This is a genomic window from Vibrio sp. T20, from assembly GCF_007858795.1.
GTDB classification, from domain to species: domain Bacteria; phylum Pseudomonadota; class Gammaproteobacteria; order Enterobacterales; family Vibrionaceae; genus Vibrio; species Vibrio satsumensis.
This window is the reverse complement of record NZ_VFEB01000045.1, coordinates 43,864-63,562: the sequence shown is the minus strand read 5'-3', so window position 1 is coordinate 63,562 and position 19,699 is coordinate 43,864. Positions and strand designations below refer to the sequence as shown.

General features: G+C 44.7%; 14 protein-coding genes. 5 read left to right on the top strand and 9 right to left on the bottom strand.

Annotated features, from left to right (window positions below):
• Positions 1–282 precede the first annotated feature (282 nt).
• From trxB to FTW16_RS02160, 4 genes are all read left to right on the top strand, one after another.
• Positions 283–1,242: a thioredoxin-disulfide reductase gene (gene trxB / locus FTW16_RS02175; protein WP_004733400.1), complete on the top strand. Its 960-nt coding sequence runs from the start codon at positions 283–285 to the stop codon at positions 1,240–1,242.
• A 161-nt stretch (positions 1,243–1,403) separates the two neighbouring features.
• Positions 1,404–3,188, top strand: a complete 1,785-nt coding sequence (cydD, locus tag FTW16_RS02170) for a heme ABC transporter permease/ATP-binding protein CydD (RefSeq protein ID WP_146489885.1) — start codon at positions 1,404–1,406, stop codon at positions 3,186–3,188.
• Positions 3,181–4,902 (top strand): heme ABC transporter ATP-binding protein/permease CydC, encoded by a 1,722-nt coding sequence (cydC, locus tag FTW16_RS02165; RefSeq protein ID WP_146489884.1) that lies wholly within the window; start codon positions 3,181–3,183, stop codon positions 4,900–4,902. Before cydD ends, cydC begins: the two co-directional genes overlap by 8 nt.
• 226 nt (positions 4,903–5,128) lie before the next feature.
• Positions 5,129–6,538 (top strand): hypothetical protein, encoded by a 1,410-nt coding sequence (locus FTW16_RS02160; RefSeq protein ID WP_146489883.1) that lies wholly within the window; start codon positions 5,129–5,131, stop codon positions 6,536–6,538.
• Positions 6,539–6,670: 132 nt separating this feature from the next.
• Here FTW16_RS02160 and FTW16_RS02155 read toward each other — a convergent pair whose 3' ends face one another.
• The 9 genes from FTW16_RS02155 to FTW16_RS02115 all read right to left on the bottom strand — a co-directional run bounded on the left by FTW16_RS02155 (position 6,671) and on the right by FTW16_RS02115 (position 18,676).
• Positions 6,671–8,554 (bottom strand): methyl-accepting chemotaxis protein, encoded by a 1,884-nt coding sequence (locus tag FTW16_RS02155; RefSeq protein WP_123283373.1) that lies wholly within the window; start codon positions 8,552–8,554, stop codon positions 6,671–6,673.
• 296 nt (positions 8,555–8,850) lie between these two features.
• Positions 8,851–10,422, bottom strand: coding sequence for a BCCT family transporter (locus tag FTW16_RS02150; RefSeq protein ID WP_048659559.1), 1,572 nt, complete (start codon positions 10,420–10,422; stop codon positions 8,851–8,853).
• Between the two features lie 271 nt (positions 10,423–10,693).
• Positions 10,694–12,292, bottom strand: a complete 1,599-nt coding sequence (locus FTW16_RS02145; protein ID WP_146489882.1) for a BCCT family transporter — start codon at positions 12,290–12,292, stop codon at positions 10,694–10,696.
• A gap of 169 nt (positions 12,293–12,461) precedes the next feature.
• On the bottom strand, positions 12,462–13,100 hold the full coding sequence (locus FTW16_RS02140; protein ID WP_102480654.1) for a response regulator transcription factor: 639 nt from the start codon (positions 13,098–13,100) through the stop codon (positions 12,462–12,464).
• Positions 13,093–14,448: a cache domain-containing protein gene (locus FTW16_RS02135; protein WP_146489881.1), complete on the bottom strand. Its 1,356-nt coding sequence runs from the start codon at positions 14,446–14,448 to the stop codon at positions 13,093–13,095. The genes FTW16_RS02140 and FTW16_RS02135 overlap by 8 nt, the downstream gene beginning before the upstream one ends.
• A 104-nt stretch (positions 14,449–14,552) precedes the next feature.
• Positions 14,553–15,836: a TRAP transporter large permease subunit gene (locus tag FTW16_RS02130; RefSeq protein WP_123309824.1), complete on the bottom strand. Its 1,284-nt coding sequence runs from the start codon at positions 15,834–15,836 to the stop codon at positions 14,553–14,555.
• A gap of 9 nt (positions 15,837–15,845) precedes the next feature.
• A complete protein-coding gene (locus FTW16_RS02125; RefSeq protein WP_017060958.1) occupies positions 15,846–16,391 on the bottom strand; it encodes a TRAP transporter small permease subunit in 546 nt (181 codons plus the stop codon).
• A gap of 209 nt (positions 16,392–16,600) precedes the next feature.
• Complete coding sequence (locus tag FTW16_RS02120) at positions 16,601–17,695, bottom strand: TRAP transporter substrate-binding protein (protein WP_017060957.1); 1,095 nt, start codon at positions 17,693–17,695, stop codon at positions 16,601–16,603.
• A 588-nt stretch (positions 17,696–18,283) separates the two neighbouring features.
• Positions 18,284–18,676 (bottom strand): hypothetical protein, encoded by a 393-nt coding sequence (locus tag FTW16_RS02115; RefSeq protein WP_004733388.1) that lies wholly within the window; start codon positions 18,674–18,676, stop codon positions 18,284–18,286.
• Positions 18,677–18,896: 220 nt separating this feature from the next.
• On the opposite strand from FTW16_RS02115, the gene FTW16_RS02110 reads away from it, so the two are divergent.
• Positions 18,897–19,697 carry a DUF2982 domain-containing protein gene (locus FTW16_RS02110; RefSeq protein WP_048664740.1) on the top strand — a complete coding sequence of 267 codons (801 nt, stop codon included), beginning with the start codon at positions 18,897–18,899 and terminating at the stop codon, positions 19,695–19,697.
• The last annotated feature ends 2 nt before the right edge of the window (positions 19,698–19,699 follow it).

The window sequence follows — 19,699 nt, the reverse complement described above, 5'->3', positions numbered from 1 at the left end:
GATGATCTTGTGGTATCACTGCATAGCAAACGCCCTATATCTTGTATCCATATCCAAAACCTACACACGACGATTTCCTTACGTATAGCTCCAATTAATCTACTTCCTTTTTCAGGTGGTGGTTTCGCCGATCTTTAAGCCACGAAAACGTTTGTCTCCATTAAGTTCTAACGTATAACGAATAATTACACTTCAACCCTTGTTTAACCTTTTATTGCCTCCATATTTTCCATACAATCCTAAGCGATTATAAATAAAAACAATTTCAATTTCGGAGTCCTCATGAGCGACGTAAAGCACTGTAATTTATTGATTCTTGGTTCTGGCCCTGCTGGCTATACAGCTGCAGTTTACGCTGCTCGTGCAAACCTAAACCCAGTACTTGTTACCGGTATGCAGCAAGGTGGTCAGCTTACCACCACAACAGAAGTCGAAAACTGGCCGGGTGATGCTGAAGGTTTAACGGGTCCAGCTCTAATGGATCGCATGAAAGAGCACGCAGAGCGCTTTGAAACAGAGATCCTGTTCGACCACATTAACGAAGTCGACCTATCAAACCGCCCTTTCCGTCTTAAAGGCGATTCAGGCGAGTACACGTGTGATGCGTTGATCATCTCAACAGGTGCATCAGCTAAGTACCTAGGTTTAGATTCTGAAGAAGCATTCAAAGGCCGCGGCGTTTCTGCTTGTGCAACGTGTGATGGTTTCTTCTACCGCAACCAGAAAGTAGCGGTTGTAGGTGGTGGTAACACGGCTGTTGAAGAAGCACTTTACCTATCTAACATCGCGTCTGAAGTTCACCTAGTTCACCGTCGTGACACGTTCCGCGCTGAAAAGATTCTAGTTAAGCGTTTAATGGACAAAGTAGAGAACGGCAACATTGTTCTTCACACTGACCGCACGCTAGACGAAGTTCTAGGCGACGACATGGGCGTGACTGGCGTTCGTATTAAAGATACTCAGTCTGATAAGACGGAAGATATCGAAGTAATGGGCGCGTTCATTGCTATCGGTCACCAGCCAAACACGGAAATCTTCAAAGGCCAAGTTGATATGAAAGATGACTACATCATCGTTCAGTCTGGTCTTGAAGGTAACGCGACACAAACAAGCATCCCTGGCGTATTCGCTGCAGGTGACGTAATGGACCACAACTACCGCCAAGCAATCACTTCTGCAGGTACAGGTTGTATGGCTGCACTGGATGCTGAACGCTTCCTAGATGGCCTTAACGATAAGTAAATCTGAGATTGCAGATTTGATTATCGGTGCTCTCGCCTCAGTAGATGCAGGGCGTCATCACATTTTGTTGTAAATCCCTAGAGCCCAGTGGTATATCCACTGGGCTTTCTTTTGTATACTAGCCGCCCTCAACAAATAATAATTATCATTAAGCCTTCATAATGGATAAGAAAAAACAACGCAGCTTGAACAAGTGGCTTAAGCAACAGAGTAAGTTAGCGAAACGCTGGCTTATGATTGCGATTAGCCTTGGCGTACTTTCAAGCGTGTTTTTAATTGCTCAAGCAGCTCTTCTCGCCTCTATTCTTCACCAACTGATCATCGAGAATGTCGATAAATCTGAACTGGTTGGTCATTTCGCAGGCTTGGCATTATCGGTCGTTGGCCGTGCGGGCTGTACATGGGGACGTGAGATCGCAGGTTATCGCTGTGGTGAACAGATCCGTGTCTATATCAGGCAACTCATCCTTGATAAGTTACGCGAGTTAGGCCCTGCTTACATTAAAGGTAAACCTGCCGGTACGTGGGCAACGCTGTTGTTAGAACAAGTAGAAGACATGCAAGATTTCTTCTCTCGTTATTTACCTCAGATGTCTCTATCGGTAATGATTCCGTTCATTATTTTGGTCGTAGTATTCCCTGTAAACTGGGCAGCAGGACTGATTTTCTTGATTACTGCTCCACTGGTGCCGATGTTCATGGCACTTGTTGGTATGAAAGCAGCCGATGCAAACCGTAAAAACTTCAAAGCACTGCAACGTCTTTCTGGTCACTTCTATGACCGTTTGCAGTCAATGACAACCATCCGTCTTTTCGACCGTACTAGCGCTGAAACAGAAGTATTGAAAGGTGCATCTGAAGTGTTCAGAACGCGTACCATGGATGTATTGAAGATCGCTTTCTTGTCTTCTGCTGTGCTTGAATTCTTCACGTCTATCTCTATTGCGATGACGGCAGTTTACTTTGGTTTCACCTACATTGGTGAGCTTAACTTCGGTCACTACGGTGCAGGCATTACGCTATTCGCTGGTTTGTTTATCCTTATCTTAGCGCCAGAGTTTTACCAGCCTCTGCGTGACTTAGGTACGTTCTACCACGCGAAGCAACAAGCTGTAGGCGCGGCTGAGAGTATTGTCGAGTTTCTAGAAACCGACATCACTAAGGTTAAATCAGGTGACACTCAGCTAGACCCAGCTCAAGGCATCAATATTGAAGCTCAAGATCTCAAAGTGTTAAGCCCTGAAGGTGTTCAATTGGTTGGCCCTATCTCGTTTGCACTGAACACTCGCCAGTCAACTGCGTTAGTTGGCCCAAGTGGTGCGGGTAAAACAAGTTTGATCAATGCGATTCTTGGTTTCATGCCTTATGAAGGAAGCTTGAAAATCAATGCTGTTGAATTACGTGACCTCGACTTAGCCTCTTGGCGTAAAACGATTAGTTGGGTTGGTCAAAACCCATTGTTGTTGCACGGCAGCATTCGTGACAACGTCACTCTAGGTAAGCATGATATCACTGACCAAGTTGTCCAAAACGCGCTTGAGCAATCATTTGCTAACGAATTCGTAAACGAGCATGGTTTAGATTACATGATTTCTGATCGCTCAGGTGGCCTGTCTGTTGGTCAATCTCAACGTTTGGCTTTGGCTCGCGCAATGATTCAAGACGGTCAATTCTGGTTGCTTGATGAACCGACTGCCAGCCTAGACACTCGTAGTGAACAGCTCGTGATGAAAGGCATCAACAGCAACATCGAAAGTCGCACTGCCCTGCTTGTGACGCACCAACTTGCTCCTCTTCAATCGGTCGATAACATTCTGGTTATGCGCGATGGTGGTCTTGTGGAACAAGGTCATTACTCTCAGCTTTCGACTGCGGGTGGTTTATTCGAAGAGATGCTAAACGCGAACTTAGCTCAACAAGACAATAAGGGTAATTTAGATGCGTGATTTACTGCCTTACCTGAAACTCTATAAAAAGCATTGGTTTGGCCTATCGCTAGGCATGCTATTAGCTTTTGCTACTCTATCGGCTTCTATCGGCTTGTTAACGCTATCAGGTTGGTTTATTTCAGCTTCTGCGGTTGCTGGCCTTACGATTGCGCGTGAAACCTTCAACTACATGCTACCGGGTGGTGGTGTGCGTGGTTTGGCGATGAGCCGTACTGCGGGTCGCTGGGGTGAACGTGTTGTTAGCCACAATGCAACATTCAAACTATTAACTGATCTGCGTATCTTCTTCTTCAAGAAGCTGGCTCCGCTGATCCCAGGTCGTATTTCAAACCTTCGTGACGCTGACCTACTTAACCGCTTGGTTGCTGATGTCGACGCAATGGACCACGTTTACTTGCGCTTAGTAAGCCCTGTGACGGTTGGTGTATTGGGTATCTTCTTCCTGACGCTGTTCTTGATGTGGTTTGATACCTCGCTAGGCCTGATCTTAGGTTCTATCCTTCTGATCATGCTGTTGGTTTGGCCTATCTTGTTCTACAAGCTGGGTAAACGTAACGGTGGCGAGCTTACACAAAACAAAGCAGACCTTCGTGTAACGACACTAGATTGGATTGAAGGCTATAGCGAACTGACTCTGTTTGGTGCGGAAGAGCGTTACCGTAATGCGATTCTAGAAACCCAACACAAGCTAATGGCGAACCAGTTTGTAAACGCTAACCTAACCGGTATGGCTTCAGCTGCGCTCATGCTGTTCAACGGTTTAACGCTGGTTCTAATGCTTTGGCTTGCGGCTGATGGCGTGGGTGGCAATGCACCAGACCCGTTCATCGCGCTAATGGCGTTCGCAACTATGGCAAGTTTTGAATTGTTAATGCCAATCGCAGGCGCATTCCAGCATTTAGGTCAAACTCTGTCTTCAGCGCGTCGCTTGAATGAAGTCATTCTGTCAGAGCCTGAAGTTCAGTTCGCGGAAGAGAAACTGGACATCAACAAGCCGCTTGATATTACGTTCTCAAACGTGACGTTCAACTACCCTGATTCTGAGCGCAGTGTTCTGAACGCTGTTGACCTAACGATCCCTGCAACGAACAAGATCGCAATTGTTGGTCAAACGGGTTCTGGTAAATCAACTCTGATTCAACTGCTGACTCGTTACTGGGACCCTAAAAAGGGTTACATCTCTATCGCAGGCATTGAGCTGACACAATGGAACGAGTCACAACTGCGTGAATCGATCAGTGTGGTAAGCCAGCGTGTCGACATTCTAAATGGTACTTTGCGTGACAACTTGTTGATTGCAAGACCAGAAGCAACCGATGATCACTTAGCAAATATCCTAAGAGATGTTGGTCTAGAAAAGCTGCTTGAGAATACTGCACTTGATAGCTGGTTAGGTGACGGTGGCCGTCAACTGTCTGGTGGTGAGAAGCGCCGTATTGGTATCGCACGTGCGATTCTTCATGATGCCCCTATTCTGCTTCTCGATGAGCCAACAGAAGGCTTAGATAAGCAAACTGAACAGAGCATCATGGCACTGTTTGAGAAGCATTTTGAAGGCAAGACGGTTATCTTCATTACGCACCGTTTGATTGGTCTGGAATCGATGGATTCGATTGTTCTGATTGAACAAGGCGAGATTGTTGAACACGGCTCCCATGAGAAGCTGTTAAACGAAGAAGGACGTTACTTCCAACTTCGCCAGGCAATCTAGCTCCTTCATAAGTTATAAAAAAAACCATTCAAAGCCCGAGTCCATGCTCGGGCTTTTTTATTGTCTGTGATTCGAGTATCGAGCAGCTGCCGAATGATAACCCTAATAAATAACATCCCAGCCATTTGTAAGTACAGTCAATACACAACTTACAATAGCTTACCAAGAGCAAACGCCATTTCTTGTAACATACAGGCTTTATAGCTTGCAGATAACGTGGTCTCCTATGGTACACAAACTCACTATTCCAACTCTTGTTTTTACAGCGATGCTTACCGCTTGTGGCGGAAGCAACGACGGTAATAACACCAACGCATCAAAGAATGTCATCGACGCATCAAGCGCTAGCTCAGTGGTTAACTTAGGAAGTAATTACTCACTGCAATTCAGCGTAAAATCGATTGCTGCGGGTACAGACAAAAACGTGAACATTGATATTACTCAGTATGGTAATACACAAAAAGCGAGTGGTAATTTCGCGCAAGTTCACGGTATTCCTGAGCGCAATTACAAAACCCAAAACGATGCTGATATTACCTTTTCAGTAACGGCAACAAACTCTGCAGGAAAAACGTTTAGCGTTGAAAACTTCGATATTTACTACGAAAACTTTAACTCAACAACGACACCTGAAATGCTTGCTATCGCAGAGGTCGAAAACAACATAAACAACGTCATTCGATGGAAAAAAGCGGATACAGTGACTATCAATAAGCAGTTCATTATTGATAACAGTGGCATCAAATTTAATATCGACCAAATGAGACCTATGAACCTTTATGTTCGTGTCGGTAACACTTTAAGTAATGGCATTCAATTTGTACCGTACTTCGCTCAAAGTAATTCTGAGGTGTTCGCTCGTGTACCAACTAACGACTGTTCTGTTATCACAAATACCACAGGTGATTTGCTCGCCAATGGCATCAAGCAACGCACATGCGTAGAAGCACACGGTTATAAGATTCCACTGTTGATTGAAGACCAGTCAAAAAATAACGGTGCAGCAAAAGTCGCTCACGTTAAGAACATCATGCAGTACTACCTAGATAGCTTCCCAGCAGAAGTAACTAAGGCTATTTACGACAGTAAAGCTACCATGGGATTCTTTTACGATGATGAGTGGTCTGACAGAGATGGAGGTGACTTCTTAGATGAACATTACCGTTTCCAAGATCTGTTTGCGACAGAAACAACTGACACATCGACTGGCGAAAACAAGCCTGACTTAGTGACTCAAAGAGACGCTGCGTTCGAAGAGATTATTCACTTTGTTCACGATTACGGTGTGATGAACTTAGCGGTACAATCATCTTCATCGAAATGGGGAATAATGCAAAAAGAACTCGATGAGCTCAATGAAAAAGCGATTCTTGCGGGTTCTTACTTTCCGAACGGAAAAGACTCGACGATTGTCGAAGCTGATTTAGACGCTGAGTCATACGACCAAGAGTACCTAGCCTACTCTCTTTATGCCTACTACGACCTGAACTATAAGGGTTACAGCGCCCAAGAATTAAGTTCTGCAACTTTCACAGAGCTACAAGCTAATGACCCTGCGATGGTTACATTTATGGAGCAGTACTTCCCTACTCGTGCGGCCCTTAAAGCTAAGTTCCCAGGTTACCCGAACAACTAGCTGGGGTTCATAACTCTGACTAGCACACACAAAAAAGCCGAATGTGGTATTCACATTCGGCTTTTAAATAACGTTCTCGCGGATTAACTTAGTACGTTTTAGGGACCAAATTAATCACTGTTCGCTAAGCGCTTACAGCTTGAAGCGGCTGATTTCGCTTTCTAGCTCGTGAGACAGTTCAGAAAGCTGCGCAGCTTGCTCTGCAGCTTGGTGTGCTTCGTCCGCTAGCTCGTTAGATACGTCACGGATTCCCTCAGTGTTACGAGTGATCTCAGACGTTACAGACGCTTGCTCTTCTGCAGCTGAAGCAATCTGTGTCGCCATGTCGCTGATGCGTTCAACAGCAGCATGGATTTGCGTCAGGCTTGCAGCCGCTGAGTTCGCGTCATCAACACTTGTTTCAGCAAGTGTACGGCTATCGTTCATGATGTTAACCGCTTTGCCTGTTGTACCTTGTAGCAACTCAATCGTTTGTTGAATTTCTTGCGTTGAACCGTGTGTACGTTGGCTCAGAACACGAACTTCATCCGCTACTACCGCGAAACCACGACCTTGCTCACCGGCACGCGCTGCTTCAATAGCGGCGTTAAGTGCAAGTAGGTTCGTTTGTTCAGCGATACCTTGAATGTTAGACAGGATAGCGTTGATGCTGTTGCCGTGCTCTTCAAGCTCTAGAATCACGTTGGTTGCAATTTGAACTTCTTGAGCAAGGTTTTGGATAGAGCTTTGAGTCTGTGTCACTTGACCAGTACCGTGCTCACACGCGCCAACCGCTTCAGATGAGTTCTGTGCAGTATGGTCTGCGTTACCCGCGATCTCTTGTGTTGCTGCAGCCATTTCGTTAACGGCTGTTGCTACCATGTTGATCTCGTCTTGTTGCATTTGGATACGAGCACTACGTTCTTCAGCTTGAGAAGCCGTTTGACGTGCTTGGTTGCCTAGCGCAGCAGATACTTCGCTTAGCTTGATCACCATGGTGTGCATATTGCCCACAAAACGGTTGAAGTTTGCAGCAAGCTGACCAATTTCGTCGTCGCTCTTAGGCTCAAGACGTTGAGTAAGGTCGCCCTCACCTGAAGCAATTTCTTCAAGAGCAGCTGAAACACGGTTTAGGTCGCGGAATAGGAAGCTCACTAACCAAGACACAAGTACGATTACAATTAGCGTGATAATTACAGCAGTGATGATCAGCTGAGTAAGTAGCGTTGAGTGGTTCGCTTCTTCTGTTGCTTTGTCCATCTGAACCGCGAAGATCCAGTTACTGTTAGGCACCTTCGTGAAGTAAAGCAGCTTCTCAGCACCGCGCTCTTTGATGATCTCGATACTACCCGTACGCACTGCGTTCTCGATAATAGGCATAGAGATGTCATTAGAAAGTTGGCTTACCGGCTTCAAGCTTAATGCTGAATCTGGGTGAGCTAGGAATGTGCCGTCAGAGGCATCAATTAGCATTGCGTATGCATTGTCACCAACATCAAGACTGATTACATCGTTAACCAATTGGTCAATAAGTACGTCTGCACCAACAACACCAACAAGTTGGCCGTTGTGGCGAACAGGTTCTGCAATCGTTACTAGAAGCGCTTTAGTAATCGCATCTTGGTAAGCAGTGGTGATGATTTGCTTACCTGCAGCGTTTGCTTCTTGGTACCAAGGACGTTGACGAGGATCGTAATCTGCACGATTACGTTCAGGGTGTGAACGGTACATCCCGCCTTCTGGAGTACCTAAAAAGATATCGTCAAAGCCACCCGCTACACGAGCTTGCTTGAGGAAAGGAACAACATCACTTTCTCGTGAAAACTCATTAAATGCTGATGCGATATCGGTACGGATATCAATCCAGTTCTTAATACCTTCAGATGCTGCTTCAGATACGCTTTCAGCTCGTAGGTATACGCCATTACGAGTCTGTTCAAATAATTGGTTTGCTGACAACCAAGTCAACGCTGTAGCCATAACGACAACAGCAGATAGGCTAGCACCTATCAACTTCTGCTTTAGTGTTAGTTTCATGTCAAAGTTTCACGAGTGGTGGGAAATCCCGCGCATACTACCCAATATCAGTATTAAATTCGAGCGATTTCACAATTTAATATCGGAATATAATTTTAAGCAAACCATAAGCTTACCTAATGTCAATTCCTTGGCTTGTCGCCAAATTTAAGGCGCTATTTGCTATGTGATTATTAGAAATAATGTCAGATTTAGTACGGTAAAAAAACAAAAAGGCAGAAGAGTTTCCTCTTCTGCCTTCATATTATTTACCGCTCTACTGCGTATAAATTGCAGTAGATTTTAGCTTAGAAAGCCTAGCGTTTTTCTGTACGCATACCCATTAGCAAGCTCACACACATCAGTAATAGAATGATGGTGAATGGCAATGCCGTCGAGATTGCACCCGCTTGTAGAGCTTGTACTGCTTCAGTACCACCAACCCACAATAGAGCGACAGCAATCGCACCTTCAAGGAACGCCCAGAACACACGTTGAGGCACAGGCGTATCAACTTTACCACCCGCGGTGATGCTATCGATTACTAGAGAGCCTGAGTCAGACGATGTAATGAAGAAGACTAAAACCAATACAACCGCAATGATTGAAAGCAGAGTACCAAATGGTAATACATCAAACATTTGGAACATCGCTAGCGATACATCGGTTAAACCTTCTTGACCAAGAATACCAATGTTATTCACGATTTGGTCAATCGCCATACCACCAAACACTGACATCCAAATGATAGTCACGGTAGTCGGTACAATCAGTACTGCTGTGATGAACTCACGAACCGTACGACCTTTAGAAACACGAGCGATAAACATACCTACGAATGGTGACCATGAGATCCACCAAGCCCAGTAGAATACCGTCCAACCGTGTAGCCAAGCTTCATCTTCACGGCCGTGAGGGTTACTCAGCGGAATGATGTTTTCGATATATGCCATCAATGTTGTTGGTATTGAACCCAGCGTCACTGCATAACCGATTAGCGCAACTAAGATCAGCAGTAAGAAAGCTACTAGCATATTGATATTACTGATAACTTTAACGCCACCATCAATACCACGAAGTACGGAGACAACCGCTAATAAAGTCACCACTGTAATAACAATGACTTGCAGCCCTAAGCCCGCTTCAATACCGAATACATGCTGAATACCACTTGCCGCTTGTTGTGCACCTAGGCCAAGCGATGTCGCCAAACCGAATAGGGTTGCAAGAACTGCAAGAATATCAACAATGTGACCTGCCCAGCCCCAAGCTCTATCACCTAAGATTGGGTAAAAGATAGAACGAATTGAAAGAGGTAATCCCTTGTTGTAAGAGAAGAAAGCAAGTGACAATGCCACTACACCATAAATCGCCCAAGGATGCAGTCCCCAGTGATACATGGTTGCACCTAGTGCTAGCTTAGCCGCTTCTGGTGTATTCGCTTCAACACCTAACGGCGTTTCATACCAACCTGTGTAGTAAGCAGCTGGCTCCGCCACACTCCAGAACATCAAACCGATACCCATACCTGCAGCGAACAGCATGGACAACCAAGACATGAATGAGTAATCAGCGGTTGCATCAACGCCACCTAGGCGGATTTTACCAAATGGAGAAACAATCAAGCCCAAGCAAAAAATAACGAAAATGTTACCGGACCAGATGAACAGCCAATCAAATGAATTGATAATTTGCCATTTAACACCATCTAGTGCTGCCTTTGCTGAAGCGGTATCTGTAAGTAGAACACCGATCAAGAATAAGGCGATAAGTCCCGCACTGATACCAAATACTGGGTTATGAACATCAAAACCCCATTTTTGGACGTTATCTTGACCAACAGTGTAATCCGTACTGTCGATACTGTATTTATCTATACCTTTAGTCATTATCCCTCTCTACGGAATACTAATAGGGTCTATTGACCTCGTATCCCTTACTTACCTGCGACTTAATTACAAACTCGAACATACAATCCAAGTAGTACAAGCTGTTGTCACAATAATTCAAATACTTGGATGTCTGAAGTTTAGCAGGTTAACTTGTTGTTTTCAGTAAACCAGAATCGGTTCGATGAAATTACAAACAAAACTCACGTAATTACTCAAGTTTATGACGAAAAAAAGGCCGACCATGCCGACCTTTTTATCAAAAATACTTTTAACTCAAAGCATTTTGATGCTTAACCAATTGATTTTCAGTTCGTAAACCTAACAATAAGCTTAGGCACATAAGCAATAATATGAAGGCAAATGGTAGCGCCATTGATACCGTTCCAGCTTGTAATGCTTGAATAGATTCCGTACCACCAACCCACAATAGAACCGCTGCAATCGCACCGCCCATCAACGCCCAAAATACGCGTTGTGGAACAGGGGCATCGACTTTACCGCCAGAGGTAATACTATCGATAACCAATGAACCTGAATCAGACGAGGTGATAAAGAACACCATAATCAACCCAATCGATACCACTGAAAGCACAGAGCTCATTGGCAGTGCATCGTAAGTATGGAAAAGAGAAAGTGTAATATCTTGCAGACCATTCACACCAATCTCACCCACCTTGTTCGCCACTTGATCAATCGCGATACCACCAAAAATAGCCATCCAGATGATGATTACGGTCGTTGGGATGAACAATACAGCAACGATGAATTCACGAATCGTACGACCTTTAGAGATACGAGCGATGAACATGCCTACGAATGGAGACCAAGACATCCACCACGCCCAGTAGAATACCGTCCAACCTTGCATCCACGTTTCATCATCACGACCATGAGGATTACTTAAAGGAATGAAGTTTTCAATGTAGCCCATTAGAGCGGTTGGGATAGCTTTAATACCCGCCATGCCACCAGCGATGGTTACGAAGATAAGCAAGCCCAAAGCAACCAGCATGTTGACGTTACTTAGTACTTTTACGCCACCATTGATGCCACGAACAACGGACATTGTTGCTAAGAAAGTGACCACTGCGATAACAACCAGTTGCATGCCAATACCGCCATCGGTACCAAATACATGGTTAATACCACTTGTTGCTTGTTGAGCACCTAAACCCAATGAAGTTGCAAGACCAAACAGTGTTGCAAGCACAGCAACGATATCAACAATATGACCAAACCAACCCCAAGTTCTATCACCTAAGATAGGGTAGAAAATAGAGCGGATTGATAGAGGTAAACCTTTATTGAAGGTGAAGAAAGCAAGCGCCAAAGCAACAACAGCGTAAATCGCCCAACCGTGAAGACCCCAGTTGTAGATGGTCGCGCCGAGCGCTAACTTCGCCGCTTCAGGAGAGTAAGCTTCAACACCTAATGGCGTTTCATACCAGCCAGTGAAGTAAGCCACTGGTTCAGCAACACCCCAGAACATTAGGCCAATACCCATTCCCGCGGCGAATAACATCGACATCCAAGATAGGTTTGAGTGCTCTGCTTTGGCATCATTGCCACCAATACGTATCTTGCCATACGGGGAGACAATGAGGGCAAAACAGAAAATAACGAAGATGTTTGCTGCCCACATGAAGAAACCATCGAAGTTACCGATGACTTTCCATTTGATTCCATCAAGCGCCGCTTTTGCGGTTTCAGGGTCTGAGACTAGAAGTGCCAACAGGAAGATAATGATCGCCCCTGCACTGATTCCAAATACTGGGTTATGAACATCAAAACCCCATTTCTGAACGTTATCTTGTCCTACTATATAATCGGTATTTTCAATACTATACCTATCTTTTACAGGCTCCATGCTTCCTCTCTAATTTGCAGCGCACTGTTTGCAACATTGCATTCGGCGCCTAAATTTCGAAATGAAGAATATCAACCTGTCGCAAAAATACTAAAAAAACCTCCATAAAGGAGGCCCAAATTGCACATTTAGTAATTAAATTACACATTTAATGTAATTTAGCGTAAGATCAGTCCACAAGCCCGGAGCTGACTGCGTATTTAGCAAGCTCTGCTGTAGAGTGAATGTCCAGCTTATGCTTAATATTCTGTCTATGGGTTTCGACCGTTCGATAGCTGATATTCAGTGCCTTCGCGACCTCTTTACTGCTCTCCCCTTTTGCGACTAATTTCAGCACAGCCTCTTCACGTCTGCTCAATGGATTCTTCACAGATGGCGTCGGAGTAATCGGCTGAGTAAACAAATTCTGCGTGACTTTTTCACAGAAATAGGTTGAGCCTTGATTGACCGTTTTGATTGCCTGCACCATTTTTTCAGCCGAAATCTCTTTCAACATATAGCCGACCGCACCCGACTGCATCACCTTCATAATGTATTCACGGTTGTTATGCATGGTCAGCATCAACACCTTGGCTTCAGGGTCTTCTTCTTTAATCAGGTGGGTCGCATCAATACCATTCATGATGGGCATGCTGATATCCATCAACACCACATCAGGGCGCAGCGTTTTCACTGTCTCAACCGCTTCTAATCCATTACTGGCTGTGCCTATCACGCTAATATCAGGCTCGAGTTCTAATCTCGCCATAAAGCCATCCAGTACGACTTGGTGATCGTCAGCAATCACAACTCGAATAACTTCACTCATTCACTAATCCTTCTAGTGTCAGTAACACCGTAATTTCCGTTCCGAAACCAATCTCACTCATCAACTCAAAATCACCGCCAATGAACTCCACTCGCTCTCTCATGTTACGCAGCCCGATCCCTCGCTTTTCCATCGCTTTATAGGTATTGAAACCGACACCATTATCTTGGATAAGCAGTTGCAACACGTTACCAATTTGCTGGGCGATAACCGTTACTTTGGTCGCTTGTGCGTGTTTCTCTATGTTATTCAGGGACTCTTGTACCACTCGATACAAGGTCGTTGCGGCTTCTGATTTTAACTTACCCGGTTGAGTGCTAAATAAAGTTTCCACCTCAATGCCGGAGTGCGCCTGAAAATCTAATAACAACGAAGACAATGCCGCTTCTAAGCCTATGTCATCCAGTGAACTTGGGCGAAGTTGATGTGAAATGTGCCTCACCTCTTCAATCACTCGCATCAGTGAGTGCTGTGACTTATTCAAATGTGCTTTAAGGTCTTCACTTTGTAACTTATTACCGAGTAGCTCTAAGTGGCAACGACTCGACACTAATAATTGATTAATACCATCATGTAACTCACGCGCTAAGTGCTTCTTCTCGTCCTCTTGAAACATCACCGTTTTATGTGCCAGTTCCTTCAAATTGTTATCGGCAATGCGATGTTCATGCATGTTGATGGCTAAGGTAAGCACGATAATAACGGCGACCGTCACGCTCAAAATCACCACAATCGAAAAGAACGTGGTTTCAATGTTCTTGTTTATTGCAGCCTGCATCGAAGCCACTTCTTGATGCACATCTTCGATATACAAACCGGTGCCAATCATCCAGTCCCAACGCTCTAGCCAAGCGGCGTAGCTCAACTTAGACACCACCTCACCCGTCGAAGGCTTTTGCCACAAATATTGGTGAAAACCACCTCCGGTTTGCGCCTCTCTTAACAGAGCTTCTATCAGAAAGTCGCCATCCTCATCTTGCAGTTGCAGTAGGTTTTGACCTATCAACTCTGGCTGTATTGGATGAACCAAGTTGGTCCCGTGGCGATCATAGGCGAAGAAATACCCATCAGAGCCATATCTAAGTTTAGACAATATGGTTCGAACTTCTTTTTTGGCTTGAGCTTCTTGGATATTTGGATCGTTATAGATGTGTTCTATGGCATCGAACGCAAGGTCAACCGTGTCTTTGAGGGCGTTTTCGCGCGACTTGATTAGGCTATCTCTAAAGATCTCAACTTCTTTATCACCCAATGTCTTGGTTTGATGTAACGAGATCCAGCTGATACTCGCCGTTACGAGTAGCAACGGGAGCAGCGTCAGCAAAATCAGCTTGGCTTTTAGAGGCATTCCTTTCCCTCACAAAAAACGGCTTACTGAACATCAATAAGCCGTTTTACTTTATCAATTTATAGATAGTCGTTGAAACATATCATTCACATTCTAGGCTTCACTCACATTCCATAGAAAGAAGGGAAAGCGAGAAGTGATCCAAGTACGAGGATTTGAATCAGAATGAACGGCATCACGCCACGATAAATGTCCTTGGTCGTCACGCCTTTTGGTGCTACCCCTTTTAAATAGAACAGACTAAAACCAAATGGCGGCGTTAAGAAAGAGGTTTGTAGGTTCATCGCGATAAGGATAGCGAACCATGTCATGTTGATGCCCATCAGTTCAGCAACTGGCGCAATGATCGGCACGATGATGAAACAGATCTCTACGAAGTCGATAAAGAAACCCAAAATCAAAATCACTAACATAGTAATGATCAGGAAGCCCCATTTCTCACCTGGCAGTTGTAGCATCCACTCTTCAACCAGATAATCACCACCCGTGTAGGTAAACGCCATTGAGAATGCCGTCGCACCCAACAAGATGGCGAATACCATCGCCGTGACTTTCACCGTCTCTTTAGACGCGTCATACACCATCGACCAACTGAATTGACCGTATAGCAAAGCAAGTACCATCGCACCTGCACCACCGAGAGCAGCAGACTCTGTAGGCGTAGCAACACCCGCAAAGATTGAACCCAGTACCACTATGATTAACGCGAGAGGTGGAAGAATCGCTTTAAGTGCATCTAACACTTCTTGCTTACGGCTGATTGAATCATCTCGCTCAATCGGTTGAGCCGCTTCAGGGTGGAGCTTGGCGTATATCAAGATATAAAGGATGTACGCGCCAACTAACATCACGCCCGGCCAAATTGCGGCTTGGAACAAGTCACCAACAGGCACGCCAAGAACATCGCCTAATAGAATCAAAACGATAGATGGCGGGATGATTTGCCCTAACGTACCAGACGCACAAATAGTGCCGCAGGCTAAGCCTTTATCGTAATTGTATTTGAGCATTACCGGCAATGAGATAAGTCCCATTGCAACAACAGAAGCACCAACGACGCCAGTAGAAGCCGCAAGCAGTGAACCTACTAGTACGGTTGAAATCGCGATACCACCACGAACACCACCAAACAATCGCCCCATAGACTCAAGCAACTGCTCAGCAAGCTTGGTCTTTTGCAGAACAAGCCCCATGAAAACAAACAATGGAACGGCCATCAGCACCGTGTTTTCCATGATTGATTGAATTCGATATGGCATGAAGGCAAACATTTCGATGCCCTCAGCCCAAACACCAAAGATTAACGCGATACCACCAAAGGTAAACGCTACTGGGAAGCCAAGTAAAAGTGCAAACAAGGCTACGAAAAACATTACTATTCCAATCATGTTCAGCCTCTACTTGTTCTTTGTATGAATATTGTTTGCATGGATAAGGTGCGGATTAAAAATCTTGTTCAGTGAATGCAGGATCAAACCTACGCCACTGAGTGCCATTAAGAAGAATGACAACGGGATCATGGCTTTGATGATCCAGCGATACGGCAGGCCACCCGGATCGCCTGAGGTTTCACCAAGTTCATAGCTCTCTTTGGCCACATCAATACCAAACCAAGCTACCAACAAACAAAACGGCAGTAGGAAGATAAGCGTACCTAACAGATCAATAATGGCTTGCGCTTTAAAGCTCAACTGCTCATAGAAGACGTCGACTCGAACATGACCACCCGCTTTGATGGCATATGGCACACCTAATAGGAAAACGGCAGAGAACAGATGCCATTCCATCTCTTGGAAGGCGATAGAGACATCGTTGAATGCATATCTCATGACAACGTCATACACGACGTTGGCGATCAGTAAAATAAACAACATACTGGAAAGCCATCCCAGTGCATCACCGATACGATTAAACAGGCGTTCAATATAAATTAGACTTCGCATTCCCGACTCCATGGAATTTGAAAAGACATCGCGCAGTACAGCTAACCCAACTAAAAACGATTCAGTTTATAGCTAGCAATAGGCACGACGTAGAAAGGGTTCTTGGGCATTTAATTATTATGTTTAAAATGAACCCTCGGCTTATTCGCTCTTAAATACTCAATAAGAAAAGCGTCGGGTTCATTTAGATTCAGTTCAACAAGGGGCGATTATTTCGCTTGGCTATTTAGGTAAGCTCTATGTGAAATATCCGTCCATGAGCGCACTTGCTCTAGGTAGCTTGCTTGTGAAGCTTGGATCTCTTTCGCCAATTCATCTTTCTCAGCATGTGCAGCAAGTAGGCGATCGTTCGCTTCTTTCAGTGCAGACATAACCTCTGGCGGGAAGTCTTTCACTTGTACATCTGGGTACTCAGTCTTCATTGAAACCCAGTTCTTACCACTTTCGTGCGTAGCTTGTGTGTACATGTCGTAAGCCGCGGTACGCATTGCAACACGTAAGATTTCTTGTAGATCTTCAGGCAGCTTGTTCCAAGTGCGCTTGTTCACTAGGAATTGAAGCTCTGAGCCCGGCTCATGCCAACCTGTGTAGTAGTACGGCGCGATTTTGTGGAAACCCATACGCAGATCAAGTGATGGACCTACCCACTCTAGTGCATCAATCGTGCGACGTTCTAGAGACGTGTAAAGTTCACCTGGGGCAATATTCGTCGGTTTAGCACCTAGCTCAGCTAGAATCTCGCCGGCAAAGCCTGGGATTCGCATTTTCAGACCTTGTAGATCTTCAACGCTGTTGATCTCTTTTTGAAACCAACCACCCATCTGAATATCTGTGTTACCACCTGGGAACGACATCAAGTTGTGTGGAGAGTAAACTTGCTCCATCAACTCCATACCACCACCGTGATAGAACCACGCGTATTGTTCTGCTGGCGTCATACCGAAAGGCATAGAAGTGAAGTAAAGAGTGTTTGGAACTTTACCTTTCCAGTAGTAAGAGCCTGAGTGACCCATGTCGTATTGACCAGACTTGACCATGTCAAAAACGCCAAGAGGGGCTTTGTGTTTGTTTGCTGAATCGATTCTGATTTGAAGTCGACCATTCGACATCTTCTCAGCCATCGCTGCCATGTTCTTAGTTGCATCACCGAAAACTGGGAAGTTTGGTCCCCACGTTTCTGCAAGCTTTAAACGGTAAACCTTATCAGCGGCTGTAGCACCAGTAGCGACCAAAGCTAAACAAGCCGCAGCGGTTACTGCAACGTTTTTAAAAACTCGTGTGAGGGAGTTAGAAATGAGACTCATGTTCACGTCCTTTGTTGGGTTAACACTCTTTCTATGAGCATTTTTTATGATTCAACATAAGAGTGCACCGTGATGAGGTAACAAGATATCAGGGAGAGCACGCACGACAGGCGTACACAAACTGCGTATTAGACCAAAGGATTACGTAGAACTACGTAGGAGATGATTGAGTGATGTCGATTTTAAAGGAATCACCTTATTCACTAGAGGAATATTTATTGATAAATACCTAAGTATTAATAATTAAATACCGTTAACAATTGATTGCCATTTCGTGATGAGGCTCTATTCTCACCACACCTCAAATACGCACCTAAATGCACTCAATCCGAGAAAATCATAATTTCAGGGAATCAGAAGACCTACTTTGATGCTTATTGATTTAAAACATAGGACTCGCGAAAGACAAACTAAAAGCGTAAGGCGTCAGCCAATTGGAAATAAGGCTTCTGGGGTTGATTTTAATTTGGGTTTGAATGTGAATATGGGATTAGGATTAGGATTAGGATTGGCATAATCCGACAAATACAAAAAAGCCTCGAAAATCGAGGCTTAAAAACTTAACGAAGCGAATAGAATCCCAAAGGATTAGATAGCTTTGTAGATAACCTTGTTACCTGCTAGCTGCTCTTTCGCTACTAGGTTTTCTTCAAGAAGTTTTTTCAATGCGCCTGTTGCCCATGAAGCTGCTTTCGCGTCTTCTTGACCAGCTGCTAGGCCGATACCTTTAGGGTTAATGCCTTCAGCATTGCTAACAACGATGTCTAGAACTTGTTGTTGCTTAGGAGTCAGTGCTACTGCAACTTCTTTAGTTGCTGCTACTGCTTTTTCTACCGCTGGTTTTGCTGCTACAGTTTTTTCTGCTACAACTTTCTCTGCGACAGGCTTCGCTTTTTTCGGCGTTGCCACTGCTTTAACTACAGCCGCTTTAGTGCGTTTCTGCAGTTTAGCCTGCACCTTACGCTTATGAGCAAGTCTCATTGAATATTTCTCCAGTTCACTGCTCTTTTCGCAGTGGTGAAAATTTGAAGCGCGATTTATACCAAAAAACAGGAGCTATTTGTAGAGTGAAGCGTCGAAAGTCGACGAAAAATACCGATATTGTCTACTAGCGTCTATTATTTAAACATCGACTTATCAATTCAGGGTCATATACACTGGTTATCCATCCAGACAAAAATATGAAAACTTGGTGTTGCCTATGGACACTCGTCACCTTACTAATTTCTCTTTGCCTTCATTCACTCGCTCGTACCGTATCCTCGCCGTTATTTTAGGCTTCATTTGCTTGATCGTTGCGCTCTACAGTGACAACCCAAAGTTACTGATCGTGGGTGCTTTTTGCAGTATTGCCCTTCTGGGAACCGGCTACTATTTGATGCTGCGCAGCCGAGTGATGTTCACACTCACCCCGACTCATTTTCAGCAGCATTTTTATAAAGGGGGGTGGGTCTTAAAGTGGAACAACATCCAAAAAATTGGGCTTTGCACCTATGAACAAGATGGCTGGCACCAACCTTTGCCTTGGATTGGTATCAAGGTTAAAGATTACTCGCCCTACCTCGATTCGATCTGCCCCAAAATCACCTGTGAGTTATTACTCAGCCAACGAGCACTTTTGTATCTAGGAGCCAAACAAGCGGGTAAAGAGTCAAACTTTGAAGATATGGTTCTCGACTCATCGCATTACCATACGCGCTGCACTGAGAACGGTTGTGTGGAACTGAGCCGATATAAAGAGTTAAAAAATACTGAAGAGGTAAGCTTCAACGATAGCCAAACACAGACGACCTCAGAATCATCTGATGAAACGAACAATCAAAGCACGGTGATTAAAGACTATTCTGGATTACAGGCGATGCTTGCCAACAGGATGAAGTATCAAAGGGGCTTCCACGGTTATGATATTTTCATATCAACTCAAGATTTAAATATGAGTGGAGAAGAGTTTGTTGGACTGGCTCGACGCTACTTGGCTGCTGCTGAACGCCTTTCTGACTAAGG